General features: G+C 36.9%; 12 protein-coding genes and 1 tRNA gene. 9 read left to right on the top strand and 4 right to left on the bottom strand.

What is annotated here, in order from left to right; genetic code table 11:
* Nucleotides 1–63 precede the first annotated feature (63 nt).
* The 9 genes from SVZ03_09720 to SVZ03_09680 all read left to right on the top strand — a co-directional run bounded on the left by SVZ03_09720 (nucleotide 64) and on the right by SVZ03_09680 (nucleotide 7,529).
* Nucleotides 64–135: transfer RNA gene (locus tag SVZ03_09720), tRNA-Gln, on the top strand.
* A gap of 29 nt (nucleotides 136–164) precedes the next feature.
* Complete coding sequence (locus SVZ03_09715; GenBank protein ID MDY6934484.1) at nucleotides 165–887, top strand: NTP transferase domain-containing protein; 723 nt, start codon at nucleotides 165–167, stop codon at nucleotides 885–887.
* Nucleotides 888–945: 58 nt separating this feature from the next.
* On the top strand, nucleotides 946–1,623 hold the full coding sequence (locus tag SVZ03_09710) for a 50S ribosomal protein L25/general stress protein Ctc (protein ID MDY6934483.1): 678 nt from the start codon (nucleotides 946–948) through the stop codon (nucleotides 1,621–1,623).
* Nucleotides 1,624–1,675: 52 nt separating this feature from the next.
* Nucleotides 1,676–2,290, top strand: coding sequence for an aminoacyl-tRNA hydrolase (pth, locus tag SVZ03_09705; protein MDY6934482.1), 615 nt, complete (start codon nucleotides 1,676–1,678; stop codon nucleotides 2,288–2,290).
* Nucleotides 2,291–2,688: 398 nt separating this feature from the next.
* Nucleotides 2,689–3,975, top strand: a complete 1,287-nt coding sequence (locus SVZ03_09700) for a hypothetical protein (GenBank protein ID MDY6934481.1) — start codon at nucleotides 2,689–2,691, stop codon at nucleotides 3,973–3,975.
* Between the two features lie 105 nt (nucleotides 3,976–4,080).
* Nucleotides 4,081–4,836, top strand: a complete 756-nt coding sequence (locus tag SVZ03_09695; protein MDY6934480.1) for a YebC/PmpR family DNA-binding transcriptional regulator — start codon at nucleotides 4,081–4,083, stop codon at nucleotides 4,834–4,836.
* Nucleotides 4,833–5,318, top strand: a complete 486-nt coding sequence (ruvC, locus tag SVZ03_09690) for a crossover junction endodeoxyribonuclease RuvC (protein ID MDY6934479.1) — start codon at nucleotides 4,833–4,835, stop codon at nucleotides 5,316–5,318. Before SVZ03_09695 ends, ruvC begins: the two co-directional genes overlap by 4 nt.
* Before the next feature lie 120 nt (nucleotides 5,319–5,438).
* Nucleotides 5,439–6,029, top strand: a complete 591-nt coding sequence (ruvA, locus tag SVZ03_09685) for a Holliday junction branch migration protein RuvA (GenBank protein ID MDY6934478.1) — start codon at nucleotides 5,439–5,441, stop codon at nucleotides 6,027–6,029.
* 144 nt (nucleotides 6,030–6,173) lie between these two features.
* Nucleotides 6,174–7,529, top strand: a complete 1,356-nt coding sequence (locus SVZ03_09680; GenBank protein ID MDY6934477.1) for an FAD-dependent oxidoreductase — start codon at nucleotides 6,174–6,176, stop codon at nucleotides 7,527–7,529.
* Between the two features lie 390 nt (nucleotides 7,530–7,919).
* Here SVZ03_09680 and SVZ03_09675 read toward each other — a convergent pair whose 3' ends face one another.
* The 4 genes from SVZ03_09675 to miaB all read right to left on the bottom strand — a co-directional run bounded on the left by SVZ03_09675 (nucleotide 7,920) and on the right by miaB (nucleotide 13,675).
* The gene (locus tag SVZ03_09675; protein MDY6934476.1) at nucleotides 7,920–8,132 is read right to left on the bottom strand and encodes a cold shock domain-containing protein; all 213 of its coding nucleotides are present in this window, start codon (nucleotides 8,130–8,132) and stop codon (nucleotides 7,920–7,922) included.
* 516 nt (nucleotides 8,133–8,648) lie between these two features.
* Nucleotides 8,649–11,237, bottom strand: coding sequence for a DNA mismatch repair protein MutS (gene mutS, locus SVZ03_09670; protein MDY6934475.1), 2,589 nt, complete (start codon nucleotides 11,235–11,237; stop codon nucleotides 8,649–8,651).
* Nucleotides 11,230–12,375, bottom strand: coding sequence for a hypothetical protein (locus SVZ03_09665; GenBank protein MDY6934474.1), 1,146 nt, complete (start codon nucleotides 12,373–12,375; stop codon nucleotides 11,230–11,232). The genes mutS and SVZ03_09665 overlap by 8 nt, the downstream gene beginning before the upstream one ends.
* Nucleotides 12,356–13,675: a tRNA (N6-isopentenyl adenosine(37)-C2)-methylthiotransferase MiaB gene (gene miaB, locus SVZ03_09660; protein MDY6934473.1), complete on the bottom strand. Its 1,320-nt coding sequence runs from the start codon at nucleotides 13,673–13,675 to the stop codon at nucleotides 12,356–12,358. The genes SVZ03_09665 and miaB overlap by 20 nt, the downstream gene beginning before the upstream one ends.
* Between the last annotated feature and the right edge of the window lie 62 nt (nucleotides 13,676–13,737).

Here is a 13,737-nt window from a genome sequence, read left to right as displayed (position 1 = left end):
GTAAGGTTTTATCCCCTTCTTGCAGATGATTATAGAAACTAATAATTTTAGTATTATCGCCATTGAGGTGTAGCCAAGCGGTAAGGCACCGGGTTTTGGTCTCGGCACTCCCAGGTTCGAATCCTGGCACCTCAGATGACTAACATAACCTAAGGAGATATAATATAAAAGCTATAGTACTAGCCGCTGGTAAGGGAGTTCGAATGAAATCAGATCTCCCGAAGGTGCTTCACCCCCTATGTGGAAAACCACTAATACTCTATGTAATTGAGAGTTTACGTAATTCAGGAATCAATGATATAATAACAGTTGTGGGCTACAAGGGGAAAATGGTAATTGAGACGTTAGGCAATTCAGTTGAATATGTTTGGCAGCATGATCAACTCGGGACAGGGCATGCTGTGATGCAGGTTGAGAGTTCCTTAAATGATTATCATGGACCGATTGTACTTGCTTGTGGCGATGTTCCATTAATTAAGCCCTCAACCTTTAAGCGTTTACAGGAAGAATTTCAAAAAGATGGAATAATGGCAACTGTGCTTACGATGATAATGGACAATCCTAGAGGTTATGGAAGGATTATTACGGATGAAAGGGGTAATGTTAATAAAATAATTGAAGAGAGGGATGCAAACCTGGAGGAGAAGCGAATAAAAGAAGTAAATTCCGGGACCTATGCATTTGATAAAGATCTTCTTTTTGCAGGATTAAAGACAATAAATACAGATAATGCACAGGGTGAGTATTATCTTCCAGATGTTTTTGATTATATAAAGTCATCGGGATATTCAATTGGAAGGATTCTTCTCAATGACTTCATGGAAGGAAGTGGAATAAATTCACAGGAAGAACTCTCAAGTCTTGGGAACTATTTAAAGATGGCATAATAACATCTATTGCGTTTATGTTTACTATATCAATGATAATAATGAATAAGGAGAAAAAATGCAGGACTATAGTTTAAATGTAGAGATAAGAACAGAGAGGGGCAAGAATGCCTGTCACAGGTTGAGGGATATAGGGTACATTCCTGCTGTGATATATTCACACGGCATATCTGAGGCTATCAAGGTGCAGAAAAAGGATTTTCTAAAGCTATTTAAAAAAAGAATCTCAGAAAGCGTTCTTATAGATCTGAACATAATAAATAAGGAAGAGGATTCTACTCATCAGGTCTTTATAAAGGATTATCAACGAGATCCCATTACTGACAATCTGTTACATCTTGACTTTTACAAGGTCAAAGAGGGAGAGAAGATTCACACAATGGTGCCAATAGAAATTAATGGTACAGCAGCAGGCGTCAAAATGGGTGGAATACTTGAGTTATTGGAACGGGAACTAGAAGTTGAATGTCTGCCAGTGGACATGCCTGAAAAAATTCCAATTGATGTAACAGATCTCCAAATAGGCGACTCTATACATATTGAGGATATCCAATTTCCGGACACTATACAATTTCTACAAGCTTGTGATAGGGTTATTGTTACACTTCTTGCTCCTCATAAGATTGAGGAAGAAGTTGTGGAAGAAGTGGAAGAAGAGGTTAAAGCAGCGGGAGAAGAAGATGCGGTGGTAGAAGAGCCAAAGAAGGGAGACAAAGATCAGGAGTCAAAAGAGTAATAAGATTTTTCTTTCTTTATAATATTTTGATAAAGGGAGGGAGAATAGATATTTGAAACTAATAATTGGTTGTGGGAATCCTGGGGAAAAATATCTTAATAACAGACAAAATATTGGGTTTAAAGTAATAGATATAATCGCGAATAACGAAAATGTTGAAGTTAAAGTACGAAAGAAGAAATCCCTAATCGGAAGAGGTGATATCAATAATTGTGAAGTAATTTTACTAAAACCCCAGACATTTATTAATCTTATAGGAGAATCAGTCTTATACATTGCATCCTTTGTCAGAATAAATGTCCGAGATATTATCTCAATCATTGAAGATACATCACTTCCCTTAGGTGAACTACGTATAGATTATATTCTATCTGCTTTTAGTCATCCAAGCATTGACTCTATGACAAAGGCCTTAAAGTCTGATAGGTTTGTCAAGGTTAGGGTTGGTGTAGGCTACCCCCCAGAGGGTATGAGTTTAGAGGAGTATTTAATGAAGGATTTTACTGATGAGGAAAATCTTATATTGATTGACGTTTTGAATAAGGCTGAAAAAGCTGTGAAAATGTTAATTAAGTATAATGTTGAAACTGTTCAAAACAAGTATAATCCTGAAGGAGCGCCAAAGATAATCAAAAGAAAGGTAAGGAAGATTCGGATTCCTACATAAAAATTCATTAAACCGCACATCACCAACTTTATTTATATAAGAACCCAAAAATATTTCCCTTGACCCCATCAAGGCAAACGCTTTAACCTAGACAGGAGATCAATATGTATAATATGATGGGATTTAGCTGTCCTTTCCTTCAAACTTCAGTGATAGAGGCCAATTATATTATCATTATAGTTGCCGATTCGTAGATTCTAATCCATATATTCTACTGCTCCTATGACTATACAGCATCCAGGTTACTTCTTTCAAAAAGCTCTCAATCCAAAATAATAAAGGGATAGATACTCTCTATCCGATATAACTAAAGAGATGTCATACTCTCATCAATCCCTTTAGTTATTGAGGTAAGACTCATCGATTTAATACACTATCCTGAATTATTCTGGAGAATAATGAAAATCCCAATAATAACCATTATATTATTCATATCCCTATCAGCCCTATTTGCCCAGCAATCAGATAAGAATGACTATATTACATATTATAATAATAGTGAGTATAAAAAAGCTCTTCAAATACTGAAAGGTGAAATAAATCTTATATACAGCAAAAGGGTTCATGACAAGAGAGTACCACTGGACGTTATTGCAATAAAGAAGATAGAAGAAGGCATGGATCTAAATGAGCTTTTTAGAACAAGAAGGGCAAAGATGTTCTTTATTGAGAAAAACGATAGGCTCTTCCAACTTCATCTATACTCAGCAAGGTGTCACTCCAAGCTCTCAGAATATAGCACTGCATTGAATCACTATTATCAGGCTCTAAGGTTTAAGTCCATTGAGTTTAATAAGGATGATGTCATATTTTACGAGATTTCACAGGTTTATCGTAACAATAATCACTATAAAGCATATTTGGATTCACTTGAAACGGCATATACATTAAAACCTAGCAATTTTAATTATTCCCTTGAACTTGGGAAGGCTCTATATGGAACAGGTGAGAATAAAAAGGCTATCTATCATTTAGAAAGATATATCCAATCAATGGGCGATACAGCAATTGATCTGAAACTCTATTTGATGATAGCGAATCTAAATGAGGATATTGGAAGGTATCTTGAAACAGTAAAGTATTATAAGAAATACATTACCCAAAAGGATGACGACGGATATATATTCTTTGCCCTAGGGTATCTTGCCTATAAAAGGATTGGCGATTTTAACCTTGCTATGGAATGCTTTAATAGATCATTAGAATTCCTACCAGAAAACAGCGTTTTTCGAAGATCAAAAGCCAATGAATATAAGGGTAATATCTACATGAAGGAGTTGGAGTTTGAAGAGGCTGCCGGATATTATCTTGAAACCATTAAATATCAGGATATGATTAAATCTAAGATGGAACAGAGTGCAAAGGAGGCTCAAAATATTGAAAATCGAATAAATAATATAAAATCCTTAATAATCAAGACAAGGGAAAATGATAAATATGAAGAATATAATCTCCTCAGAGAAAAAAAGGGGGAGATTGAATTGGCTAATAGGGAAATTGAATACCAGTATAAAAAGCTGAATGCAGGCAAGGTTAGATGGAACTTAGCGCGAATTTATGAAAATGTTGGAAATTTGAATGATGCAATTAAGTTTTACAGGGATGCTGTCTCATTGAATTATAATTCTGAAGCTGCAAGGGAAAGGATAAAAAAAATACAGTTGAAAATAAAGAGAGGTTATTAGACTATTGATAGCGTTATAATTGATAAACTTGAGAATACTAGATTAATAACTTATCTTCGTCCACAATTAGAATCAAATCTGTTTATTAATTGAGAGGAGTAAAATATGTCAGGACACTCCAAATGGTCTACAATTAAGAGGAAGAAGGGCGCCATCGATTCCAAGAGGGGCGCAATATTTTCAAAATTATCACGCGAAATAACCGTTTCTGCCAGAAACGGAGGTGAGGATATAAACTCCAATCCAAGACTCCGAACTGCTGTTGCAAAGGCAAGGGAGAATAATATGCCTTCCGATAATATTGAGAGAGCGATTAAAAAGGGAATCGGAGGCGTTGAGGGCACAAATTACCAGGAGATAAGGTATGAGGGATATGGTCCCGGCGGGGTTGCCATAATGATTGATTGTTTAACCGATAACAGGAATAGAACAACGCCAAACATCAGGTCTCTGTTCTCAAAGGGTGGAGGGAATCTCGGTGAAACGGGATGCGTATCCTACATTTTTGAAAGAAAGGGATTAATAATTATTGATGGCGAGGATTCCACTGAAGATGAGATTATGGAACTACTCATAGATCACGGAGTGGACGATATAAAAAGAGAGGATGATAATATTATTATAATCACACCCCCAGATAATTACAATGATATATATGAAATTGTACACGAGAATAACATCAAGACAACACTTAGTGAGATCACTCATATACCGCAAAGCCTAACAAAATTGGATGAAAAAAAGGCTTCACAATGCCTTAAGCTAATCGGCGAGCTTGAAGACCTTGAAGATGTGCAGCATATCTATTCAAATTATGATATCCCGGATGAAATCATGACAAAAATAAGCGAGGAACAGTGAGAATATTGGGTATTGATCCAGGATTTGGCACACTCGGTTGGGCAATAATTGAACACAACCTGAGGATCATTGAATATGGAGCTATTCAAACCAGTAAAGATGATGATATTGCTCAAAGACTGCTTAGAATACATGTTGACATCATTGAAATAATAGAGAGATTGCAACCTGATTGCATGGCGGTTGAAAGGTTATATTTTTCAAAAAATACTAAGACTGCCATGGATGTTGCCAAATGCATTGGAGTAATTATGCTTACGACCAGACTTTTGGGGATAGAATACTCAGAATACAGCCCATCTCAAATAAAACATGCATTAACAGGTTATGGCCGCGCCACAAAAGAGCAGATGCAAAAGATGGTTATGAAGATATTCAGAATAGAGGAGTTACCAGAGCCTGATGATGCAGCCGATGCTCTCGCTATTGCAGCTTGCCATTCCTTTAATTTTGGAAATAACAGAAGAAATGTAATCCATTAGACTAATAAAAGAATTTCAAATTCACACATTTAATATAATTACATCATCCTTGGTAAATCTTTATCAATAATCAATATTCCCCTATCCTTGTTAGGCTAAAATCCTCATAGGATTTATACTATGATAGCAAAATTAAAGGGCATTATTAACGAGATTAAACCGACTGAATTGGTTCTTGATGTTAATGGGGTTGGTTATCAACTATCTATACCCTTTACCACCTATGAGAAAATACATAATCACAACATGGATGAGATTCTCCTTCATGTTTATACCCTTCATAGAGAGGACCAGTTTCGATTATTTGGTTTTTTTACCGTAGAGGAGAAGACACTATTTTCAATACTATTAAGTATTAGCGGAATCGGCCCTATTATGGCGCTATCAATATTATCCGGAATAGATACAGATATGCTTATTCAAGCAGTTAGAAGCGATAATGCTGCTTTACTTACAAAAATTCCAGGTGTGGGGAAAAATAAGGCAGAAAAGTTGGTATTTGAACTAAAGAGAAGGATGAAAAAACTGGAAGACTCCTCCCTCACCGCCCCATCTAAACCCTCACTTAGAAATGATGCAATTGAAGCCCTTGTTTCATTAGGATTTGAGGAATCAAAATCAACAAAAGTTGTTGAAGCAATTTTAAAAGAGACCCCGGAAATACCTATTGAAATGGTAATCAAGACTGCATTACAAAATCTATCAACATGAAGCGCTTTTTCTTAAAAAGATATTCTTGGTCGAGATAGCTACAACAAGATATGGAGCTTCGCAGCAAAGGAGTCATTGTGGTACATGAAGCATATTTTCAATATTTCCGAAAGAGCTTTAACAATTAATAAAAAGAGGAATAAAATGAAGATAATAATGGTTGGAGGAGGAGGAGCCTCAATTGTATGCGCGAATACACTTAGATTATTGAGGAATCATGCCCAGATCGATATTTATACACGAAGGGAGAGAACCGCTTATACTCCATGCGAACAACCCTTTTTTTTAAGAAATGTTTTAACATTTGATGAGATGTTTTACGCAAATCTTGAATGGTTTGCATCAAAAAAAATTGGACTTTATACTCAAAGGAATGTTGAGACTATTGATAGAGAAAGAAAGATTATTATGGTAGATGGAGAGGAGATATCCTATGATATTCTCCTTATCAATACAGGCGCTAAGAGCAAAATGCCGCCAGTACCCGGATTCAAGGGTGAGAGAGTTTTATCGCTGATTTCAGATTTAAAAAGTGCTAAACAGATAGAATCTATTTTGCCCATTGGGAAAAGCGCTGTTATTATTGGAGGAGGGGTAGTTGGACTTGAAATGGCAGAGACGCTTATCAAAAAGAGTTATTCTCAAGTCTCTATTATAGTCTCATCTGAGAATATTTTATCTCAACAGCTTGATCCTGATATGGCAAAATGGCTTGAGCCGGATATTATTAACGCAGGCGTATCACTTTATCTTTCAACTTCTATAAAAAAAGCGATTTTAACTGATGAAAATGTGAAAATATTCCTTTCAGGCGATAAACTAATTGAAGCAGACTGGGCGTTCATATCCAAAGGCATCGTTCCAGATACAGATCTTGCAATGAACGCGGGTTTGAAGATAGGGAAAACAGGGGGCATTGAGGTAAATAAGTATCTTCAGACATCTGATCCATCCATCTATGCCGCAGGAGACTGCGTTGAAGGTTGGCATATGCTGAGCGGTAAAAAATTTATTAACGGCTTGGCGACAAATTCTAACAGAAATGGCAGGGTTATCGCAAGGAATATACATTTTGGTAATGTTGTCCCTTTTGCAGGTGCTTTGCATACATTCGGCGCTGAGATATTTGGAAAGACTGTGGTCTCAGTGGGCTTAACAGAACGAAAATCCAGCGAAGAAGGATTGGATGCTATTTCTGTGAAGAGAACAAGTAAAACAAGGAAAAAAATGTTCAATGGAGAGGATATCAGGATCAAGCTATTTGCGGATCCTGAAAAACAGACGCTTATCGGTGCACAATTGATCGGGCCACGGGAGGTCAGTAGAATTGGAGAAAGGATAATATTAATGGTAGGTGAAGAAATTCCTTTAGCAAAGATATCACAATACGAAACGATTTTCAGCCCGCCATTGAGTAATGCCTACGATATTATTACAAATGGAATTGATATTTTAATTTCAAATATTATTGAGATGGGCAAAGAGATAAAATGGGAGTAGATAATTTAGCATATCGGAGCTTTAATCATTTTTGATGATCTTTATATAGGATAATATCAATTTTATACTATAGTAGCATTCAAGGATTCGAGACCTGTCCTGAGCGAAGCTGAAGGGATTCAGATGAAAGTACAGGAAAAAGAGGAATAGTACTGTAGATAATAGCTCAACACAAGCAAGATGGCTACATAAGGCTAAGTACCATTGGTCTAAACAGTTACAATAAATCGTTTTAATTTTTTATACGCTGAAATATAGGATATCTAAACATTACAATCAGGAGAAATCAATTTGCTTAAACAACAAGAAGAAGGCATTAAGCATGCCATATCAATGAATGTGCCACGTACATCTTATGCACGCAGCACTATTTCACAAATGCTATTTAAATTAAGTAATAACAAGCACTTCAAGCGCTTGCGGGCCCTTCTTGCCTTCACCGATTGTGAATTCTACCCGTTGGCCTTCTTCAAGTGAACGAAAACCCTCACCAGAGATTGCGCTATAATGCACAAAAATATCTCCACCCTGATCGCGTACGATAAAGCCATATCCCTTACTGGTATTGAACCACTTTACAGTGCCAGTTTCACGCTCTGCCACGTTAACTTCACCTCCTTTCTACAATTAATACTTCAATGGCAGAGCGTCCTAAGCAATAAAATAAGAGACATTAATGGCCATATTGACGCAGGACCAACTGCCAATAATCTGCATTATTTAGCAATACAAAATGCTATTAAAAGCCCTCACCCCAAGGACAGACTTCAAATCCTGATAGAGTCCCTTTATATACAAATCCCAATCATCATATTAGTGAACAAAGCACATACAGGGTGGGATAGATTAGAATAATTGCAAATAACTATCATTATCCGTACCGTTATTTCCTATTTTGCGGATTGGAATAAACCTTGATCAATCTTATAATATAAAAGGAGAAATATTTAATAACGAAATAAATATATACTATCCTAATTATATTAACGGATTAATTCTGTCTAATACTTTTGATTTTTTTACTTTTTTATGCATGATTTTCTCAATACCGAAATATTACATTAGACCGATGTAATAAACAAACAACTGATGCAAAAATATGAATCTCGAAAGTCTGGACTAATCTATTAGTTTTTTGAGTCTGTTAAGTTCATTCAGAGCGTTAAGTGGGGTAATATTATCAAGATTAATGTTTTTGATCGCTTTTATAACATGATGATTTGATGCATTGAATATCTCTAACTGTTCATTGGATCTCTGCTCTTCTGTTATTTTTGAATTATTACCTCTCGATCCCTTTTCCATCCTATCAAGAATTATAGCGGCGTTTGCACTAACCTCCTTTGGAATACCAGCAAGTTTTGCGACATGAATCCCGTAAGATTTATCCGCAGAACCTGGAGCAACCTTATGCAAAAAATCTATCCCATTGATATGCTCTCTTACTAAAACATTGTAGTTCACAATACCCTTTTTATTACCGAGTCTGGTGAGTTCATGATAATGCGTAGCAAAGAGGGTTCTTGCCTTTACATACTTTAATAGATACTCAACAACTGCCCATGCAATTGATAAGCCATCGTATGTGCTTGTGCCTCTTCCAATTTCATCCATAATAATCAAACTTTTATCCGTTGCATTATTGAGAATAACTGCAGTCTCGTTCATCTCCACCAGAAAGGTTGATTCACCCCTGGATATATTATCAGAAGCGCCGATTCGAGTGAATATTCTGTCTACTAACGATATATATGCTTCATCAGCAGGGACAAATGAACCTATTTGAGCCATGAGTTGAATCATTGCTGTCATTCTAATATAGGTCGATTTGCCTGACATATTCGGTCCAGTGATTATGACTATGATATTTTCACTTGTGTCGAGAATTATATCATTCGGGACAAATGACGAATTTGAATAATATTTTTCCACAACAGGATGTCTACCCTCTTTAACAATTGAAATGCCTTCAGAATTAAAGGTTGGCCTCCTATACTTGTTTTCAATGGCAGATTGTGCCATTGAACAGTAAAAATCGATCTCGCCGATTATATCCGCCATGATCTGTAGATCATTCCTGAATTGTAAAACCTCAGCGAGCAGGTTCTCTAATTCTGTATTCTCTATTGTAATAATTCTATCAGAAGCTGTTAGGATGTCTGATTCAAATTTCTGAAGCTTTTCAGTGGAGTACCTTTCTGAGCTGACCAGAGTTTGTTTTCTATAATATTCATCCGGCACCTTTGATGTTTGACCCTTGCTCACCTCAATAAAGTATCCCAAGACCTTATTGTATTTTACCCTCAGGGTTGGAACTTGAATCCTGTTTTTCTCCTCCCTCTCATATTCAAGCATCCATTTCTTGGCATCCATTTTTAATTTATAGAGATGATCAAGCTCATCATTACATCCCTCCTTAATTACCCTTCCGCGTTCAGGGGATAATGCAGGATCATCTGTAATTGTACATTCTATCCTCTTTGAAAGATCTGATAAATCCGGCAAATCCTTCAACATCTCTATGATCAGTGGGTGTGACTCCTCAATCAAAACCCCTCCGATCTCCCTTGCCGCATCAATAGAATTCATAAGGGTGATGTAATCCTTTGGGAATGACCTTCCGAGATTAAATCGTGAGATCAATCGTTCTGTATCGTGAAATTGATATAAAACTTTTTGAAGATTTGAAATTAGATCATATCGCCCAAAAAAAAATTCAACAATATCCAATCTCTTCTCGATCTCCTGCTGTTGAAGGAGCGGATTGAGGATGTTTCTCTCAAGAGTCCTTCTACCAATTGCGGTTTTGGTGCAATCGAGCACCGAGAAGAGGGTATAATTCTTTGATCTGTCATGTTGGTTCTGAACAAGCTCCATATTGGAGATCGTCTCCTCGTCAAGTATCATATAATCTGAGGAAACAAAACGCCTTGGACTTTTCAGATGGTCAAAGGTCTTTTTATGAGTGTCCTTGAGATATTGCAGAATAGAACCTGCAGCTAAAATCTCGATCTCTGTTGTGATACCAAATCCCTTGATGCTTGCCAGACCAAAGGTATCCTTTATTGTTTCTGTTGAAAACTCAATATCATAGAACCAGTCATTTATTCTGTAAATAGGAATGTCATTATTTATTATATACTCTGAAAAAATCTTATCACTTAAGTCATTACCCTCCCTCAACACCAATTCTCTTGGACCATATTTTACAATTTCGCCCCTGAAAACATCAAAGGATTTCTCAATCGAAGAGAGAAAGAAATCCCCTGTAGATATATCAATAAAAGCCAGACCAATCTCCTTTTCATTCAACACTATCGAAGCGAGGAAGTTGTTATCGTCGGATTGAAGAAGATTGGATTCAACAACTGTCCCAGGAGTTACGATCCTTACAACCTCCCGTTTTACTACATTTCCGCTTGTTGGAACGGTCTCCATCTGTTCGCAGATTGCCACCCTGTGACCGGCCTTAAGGAGTCTAGCGATGTAACTCTCACTCGCATGATAGGGCAGGCCGCACATAGGGATATTATCCTGACGGGAGGTAAGCGCGATGTTAAGTATCTTTGAGGCCACATGAGCATCCTCATGGAACATCTCGTAGAAATCTCCCATCCTAAAAAAAAGTATTTCATTGGGATGTCTTTTCTTAATTGAAAAGTATTGCTTCATCATTGGCGTTAATTTGGAATCCATGGGTTTATTCATAAATATATTGCCTCTTCTCGTCTCTCAAGATCCTAACAATTTTGCCATTAAGTCCAAATTCTTCCGCCAGTCTGATCTTAGTGAATATTGCAGATTCACGATCCCGTAACCTCGATGCATATATAAAAAAACTATTTTTTGCTTTAATAATCGATATTGGAGCGAAATCTCTGTTTATTAATGCCTTTATCTCTCTTGCATCTTTCAGGTTGTTGAAACGTCCAAGACAAATAGCATATAATACACCATCTTCATCATTCTGATCTGAATATTTTAGGTCTGGCTCTATATCCAAATTATCGATGGCCTTTATACTATCATTATCTGGTGCATAATCAGTCATTGAGGGATTGTGTCTATGAATAGAGTCAAGTCTCCTCTTTGTAAAGAAGGATTCAGGAGATTTGGAATATTTATTTAACACATCCATATAGGCAGAATAGGCTCTATTATAGTCCTCCTTCGCTTCATAATACCTGCCCAAAAGATAGATCGCTGTAGGCGCTTTTGGTGAAGCGCTAAAGCCTGTAATAATTTCACTCAATTTCTGTATATATCTTCGCGAAAAGCCATAAATTTTTTTTTGTGTGTAGGATAGTAATAGAAGCGATTCAGCGAGGTTTTCATAACTGTGATCTTGTTGCATAATCGCCAAACTGGCCTTCTCTGCCTCTTCATACATTTCTAACTGAAGGTATGCCTTAACAAGTAATAATTGAAACTCTGTGAGATACCTGCTCTTTTTAAATAACCCTATTCCCTTTAAGGATTCATCCCTGAGATCGCTCCATCTTGAGAGGAGGTATAGTATCTGACAGAGTTTATGTTGTGCATAATCCCTTTTGAGATAAAATCTATATTTATCAACAATAATTCTATATTGGCGTATCGCCTTATCAGTTTCCCTCTCATTTTGTGCAAGGATGAACCTTACATCTGGAATATATTTGCTCTTTGGAAATTGCTTAAAAAACTTTTTAGATAAGGCTGTAAGATCATCAACACTACCAGAACGAGCTAAGGCCTCAATTCGATATAGATATCCCTTCTCTGTAATTGCGAATAACGGATGGATACTAATAAGCAGAGTTATTATAATATAAAGGTATTTTATCCACCTATGCAAGCCTTTCGCCATAAAGTGTGGCCCCCCTCAAAGATGATACCCTGATTTTTATCACCCTCCCCACATCTTCAGCGCTTCCTGGTATCACCACAGGATGGTTAAAAGATGTCTTTCCCATCACTTCATACTCTGATCTCTTGCTCAATCTCTCCACTATCATCTCTTCAATGCAGTTCAGCCTCTCTGAAAGCCTCTCACAAGATATCTCTCTCTGTTTAGCTATGAGTGTATTTAGCCTATCGAGTTTCATGGCCCTTGATAAGGTCTCCTTTATACTGTATGCTGGAGTATCTTTCCGAGGAGAGTATACATAGGTAAATGCCTCATCAAACCTCACAATATCTACCGCTCTCAAAGTAGCCTCAAAATCATCCTCCGTCTCTCCCGGGAATCCGACAATAAAATCGGTTGAGATTGAATAATTATCTAACTCTCCATCTATCCTTTCAACAATATCAAGATAGTCCTCCATACTATACCCTCTGTTCATGAGTTTCAATATTCTGTTTGAGCCACTCTGTAGTGGGAGATGAATGGATCTTGATATATTTTTGTAATCCCTAATTACTGAGATTATATCCTCATTAAAGTCTTTGGGATGGGATGTCAAAAAATTGATTCTAGCAAGACCTACAATCCTAGCCGCTCTCTCCAGCAGTTTATGAAAGGGGATGTCTCCAGTATCCATACCGAATTGATTTACATTCTGACCCAGGAGGGATATCTCCTTTATCCCGATTGTGACGAGACTCTTTATGTTTTCAATTATTGAATCTGACGGAAATGATATCAGGGGTCCCCTCACATAGGGCACAATGCAGTATGAACAGAAGTTGTTGCATCCATGAGTTATAGCTATCCACTTATGCCAGGTGGGGACATCTTTGCTGTAATCAAGTACATGATTTATCCTGCTCTCAAAATCCTCATACTCTAGAGAAGTGTATAGGCATTTTGCTCTCTCTTTAAGAAAGATATTTAAGATTTCACCAACCCTAGGCGACTGATAGGGTCCAACAGCAAGATCAGCAATCTCTTTGTCTATCAACTCCTTACCAATTCGCTGAGCCATGCACCCTGCAACAACGATTACCCCTCCCTTAATCCTTACAGTGTCTCTAATAGATTTGATATGTGAGATAGCTCTATCCTCTGCATGCTCTCTTACTGAGCAAGTGTTGAATATATGAATATCCGCAGAATGCGGATCATTGGATACCCTAAATCCGGATTTGAGCAATGAACATTCCATTAACTCTGAGTCGCTCTTGTTCATCTGGCATCCGAAGGTTTTAATATATACTTTTGGCATGATATTTTATATAGACTGTCTATTTAGCAAGGATTTACATCTTCAATATAATGAGAATAAAA

The sequence above is a fragment of the Spirochaetota bacterium genome (genome assembly GCA_034190085.1).
GTDB lineage: Bacteria > Spirochaetota > UBA4802 > UBA4802 > JAFGDQ01 > JAXHTS01.
Note: the sequence above shows the minus strand (reverse complement) of the source record. Positions and strands in the feature narration are given on the sequence as shown.